Below are 3,771 nucleotides of genomic sequence, written 5' to 3'. Positions count from 1 at the left end.
CCTCACGAGTGGGGCTGGCTGCACCTCGAAGTGTAAGTGGCGCGAGGTGTGGTAGGCCCCCCTCGAACCCCTGGAGGGGTGACCAAACTCATGCGTTCAGCCGCACCGGCGAGGGTGCTGTGACGGGTCAGGCCTTCTTGCACCCGCTCAGCTCGGTCTTGATCCCGTTGGTCTGCGTCGCTCCGGACGAGTGCTGCTTCGCCGTGCAGGTCACCGAGTCGCCGGCCGCGACGTCACCGCTGATGTCGGCGAGCGCCACTCCCGCCGAGGCCAGCGAGTCCTTGGACAGCACGCCGCTCGGCGCCTCGCCGGACAGCTTCAGCCGGACCCGCTTCTCCGGTTCGGAGCTCGGGGCCATCTTGTAGTCGTAGACCTCGACGACCTGGTAGGTGACCTGGTCCTCCCAGTCGGAGGCGCAGCCGGCCAGCACGAGGCAGCCCAGCAGGGCAGCGGCGAGCTTGCGCATCAGTGCCCCCGCCCGACCTGCAGGACCTCCAGCACGCGCTGGTCGCCCGACATCTCCTTGAGGTTCATCCGGTTCCAGAGCCAGAAGTAGACGAGCTCGGCCTCACCGGTCACCAGGGCGTCGCCCTCCTCGCCGGGAGCGGCCGCGCGGACCTCGGGCACCTCGTCCGGCGTCAGGGAGATCGACCACGACTCGGGCAGGTCGGTCGTGCGGACCGTGGCCGTGCCGGGGGCGATGTTCGGCACGTCCCCTTCGAGCTTGGCGGCGACGATCGTGGTCAGCACCTCGTCGATGCCGTCGACGCAGAGATCCGGGTCGGTGCCGGCGACCTGCCGGACCACCGTCTGCGCGTCGAACCGGCGCAGCACCGTCTCGTGGGCGACGCGGCGGTGCCACACCCACGCGAGGTCGGGGGCGGCCGGGGAGAACGTCCAGACCGGGCGGTTCCCCGGCACCGCCGCCAGGATCTCGGCGGCCGCGGTCAGCTGCAGGTCGAGGTACTCGAGCGGCGACAGGCCGGCGGGAGGGGGCGGCGGCTGCACCTGGGTGCGGCTGCCGGTGCGCAGGTAGTCGGTGGAGGTCTCGAGGAACCGGGCCAGGTGCACGACCAGGTCCTGCACGGTCCATCCGGGGCGCGTGGGCACCTCGGCGGCCGGGTCCGCCTCCGCCACCGCCTTGCGGAACATCTCAGCCTGCTCGACGAACACAGCGGTCCACCGCTGCGCCGTCCACCCCGTCTGCACCATGGGCGTCATCGTGCCCCAAACGCGTCACCCGTGAACGGGGAACCGGCGATGATGCTTCTGCGTCGCATGGATCGGAGACCAACCATGGGGGTGGCGGATGGCGATGTTCGGCGTTGAGCCCGAACTGCTGCGCAACGCGTCGAAGGAGTTCGGCAACGGCTCCGACGCGGTGCGCGAGGCGGCGGAGATGATCTCGATGCTCAAGCTCGACGCCGGTGCGCTCGGCGAGGTAGACGCCGCCGCCGAGTTCGCGGAGGCGCTGTCGAGGTTCGTCGGCACGCACTCCCAGGACCTCCAGCGCGGGTCCGCGTGGCTCGCCGACGCGGCCGAGGGCCTCGTGTCGAACGCCGAGGCCTACCAGCGCACGGAAGAGGAGCACGAGACCGTGCTGAAGAAGCTCCTCACGGGACTTGGGGGCGGCAAGTGAGCTACACGGATCCGGAGAGCCTGTACGGCAGGCTGGCTTCAGGCGACGCGGGCCGGATCGCCGCCGCCTCGGACCCGATCACCGGCGCGATCAGCGCGGTCGGCCGCGCCGGCCAGTCCGTCGCCAAGGGCGGTGGTACCGCCGCGAGCAACTGGATCGGCGACGCCGCCGGCAAGTTCTCGTCCCGTGCCCAGCTCACCACCGCAGCCGCCAAGGCCGCCGGTGAACGCCTCGGCGCCGGCGTCGACATCGTCCAGGCCGCTTCCCGTGCGTACGGCCAGATGCGCGGTGCCGCCGACCAGGCCATCGGGGTGTGGCGCAGCCGTCCGCCCGGCTTGGACGAGCAGCAGACCCGCACCCTCGCCAACCAGGTCAACGACGCGCTGACCAGGGTCAAGTCGGGCTACGAGAACGTCCTGCGGACCTACGCGGGCGCACTCACCAAGATCCCGCCGGGCTTCGAGGAGTCCGCACGCGCGGACAGCGGCTGGAGTCGCGCCACCACCGGTGCGGGCGGCGCCCTGCCCCCGGTGCCACCGCCGGGAACCGACCCCAAGGCGGTCGCCGAGTGGTGGAACAAGCTCAGCCAGGCGGACAAGGACGCGCTGCTCAAGACCAAGTTCCAGGAGCTCGGCCAGCTCCGCGGTCTGCCGGCCCCCGTGCTCGACCAGGCGAACCGCGAGCGGATCAAGCAGGACGCGGAGCGGTTCACCCGGCAGAAGTCCGAGCTGGAGCAGCGGCTGGCCGACCGCGCGGCCGAGCTCGGCGTCGACCCGAAGTCGGCGGAGGGGCAACGCGCACTGCGCAACGACCCGCAGGGCTCCCAGCTGATGCAGCAGTACGACGAGGCGTCCCGTCGTGCGAAGAACTCGACCGACGCCGCTGCCGCGCTGGTGGAAGCGGACGACATGGCGAGGGCGATCCCCAAGCAGGCCTACGTGCTCGCGTGGAGCCCTGACGGCGCCGGTGCCAAGGAAGGTGCCATCGCCGTCGCGTTCGGCAACCCCGACACGGCCCAGAACGTCGCTGTCACGGTGCCCGGCACCACCTCCAAGCTCAGCAGCTTCGGACTCGACCAGGCGGCCAACCTCAGCGCCGAGATGGGATCGAACGGCGCCGCCATCCAGTGGCTCGGCTACGACGCGCCGGAGTTCCTGCCAGGACAGGTCAACGACCCGGCCCAGGCGCGAGAGGGCGCGGCGATCCTGGCAGCGGACGTCGAGGGGTACCGCGTCCAGAACCCCAACGCGCACGTCACGGTCGTCGGGCACAGCTACGGCAGCACGGTGGTCGGCTACTCGGCCATGGACAACGGCCTCAAGGCCGACGACCTCGTGTTCGTCGGCTCGCCGGGCGTAGGTGCGTCCAATGTGGACCAACTGTCGGCCGGAGCCGGGCACGTCTACGTCGGCGGCAAGGAGCACGACCCGGTCATCCAGGCCACCAGCGGCGACTGGTTCACCAAGGACGGCTCGTCCACCGGCCCGTACGACGCGTCGTTCGGCGCGAAGACCTTCGGCACGTCCGGCGAGGACTGGATCGGGCACGCGCACTCGTCGTACTACGACAAGGACTCCGAGTCGCTCAGGAACATCGCGCAGATCGCCAACGGCAACGGCGGCGCCGTCACCGAGCAGCGCTGGCAGGACGCGCCCACACCGCGTGAGGTGCCGGGGTCGAACCTGCCGGGCATCGGGCCCGTCATCGACTGGGGCGTCAACACCGGCAAGGAGGTCGTCGACATCGGCGAGGACGTCTGGCGCGGCGGTGGCCAGGTAGTAGACGACATCTCGCAGGGCAACTGGGGTGACGCGGCCGGCCACGCCTGGGACACGACCAAGGAGGTCGCCAGCGACGCCGGTGACGTCGTGGTCGACACCGTGGGCAACGCGGTAGAGCTGGGACGCGACGTAGTCGAGGGTGTCGGCGGCGCCATCAAGACCGTCGGGTCGTGGTTCTAGGCCTGTCCGTGGATCTTCCCGAAGGCGAGGCCGAAGGCGAGCAGTGGCGACGGCGAAGCCGAGCTGCTTTTGGCTTTTGGCTTGAAACAGAAGGTTCCGGTGGGGTGGTCCCGTCACGAGCCGTGGCACAGCACTCGCTGCACCTGAGGAGGGGTGTCAACTCGCCACGCT

General features: G+C 70.6%; 4 protein-coding genes. 2 read left to right on the top strand and 2 right to left on the bottom strand.

What is annotated here, in order from left to right; translation table 11 throughout:
* Nucleotides 1-127 precede the first annotated feature (127 nt).
* Nucleotides 128-466, bottom strand: coding sequence for a hypothetical protein (locus tag ACFWV3_RS45690; protein WP_382420663.1), 339 nt, complete (start codon nucleotides 464-466; stop codon nucleotides 128-130).
* On the bottom strand, nucleotides 466-1,212 hold the full coding sequence (locus ACFWV3_RS45685) for a maleylpyruvate isomerase N-terminal domain-containing protein (RefSeq protein ID WP_382420661.1): 747 nt from the start codon (nucleotides 1,210-1,212) through the stop codon (nucleotides 466-468). Before ACFWV3_RS45685 ends, ACFWV3_RS45690 begins: the two co-directional genes overlap by 1 nt.
* A gap of 103 nt (nucleotides 1,213-1,315) precedes the next feature.
* On the opposite strand from ACFWV3_RS45685, the gene ACFWV3_RS45680 reads away from it, so the two are divergent.
* Both ACFWV3_RS45680 and ACFWV3_RS45675 read left to right on the top strand, forming a co-directional pair.
* Complete coding sequence (locus ACFWV3_RS45680; protein WP_382420659.1) at nucleotides 1,316-1,639, top strand: hypothetical protein; 324 nt, start codon at nucleotides 1,316-1,318, stop codon at nucleotides 1,637-1,639.
* Entirely contained in the window at nucleotides 1,636-3,600 is a 1,965-nt protein-coding gene (locus ACFWV3_RS45675; RefSeq protein WP_382420657.1) for an alpha/beta hydrolase, read from the top strand. Before ACFWV3_RS45680 ends, ACFWV3_RS45675 begins: the two co-directional genes overlap by 4 nt.
* Nucleotides 3,601-3,771: the final 171 nt, after the last annotated feature.

The organism is Lentzea sp. NPDC059081, from assembly GCF_042738015.1.
Lineage (GTDB): Bacteria > Actinomycetota > Actinomycetes > Mycobacteriales > Pseudonocardiaceae > Lentzea.
This window is presented reverse-complemented; position numbering and strand designations above follow the sequence as displayed.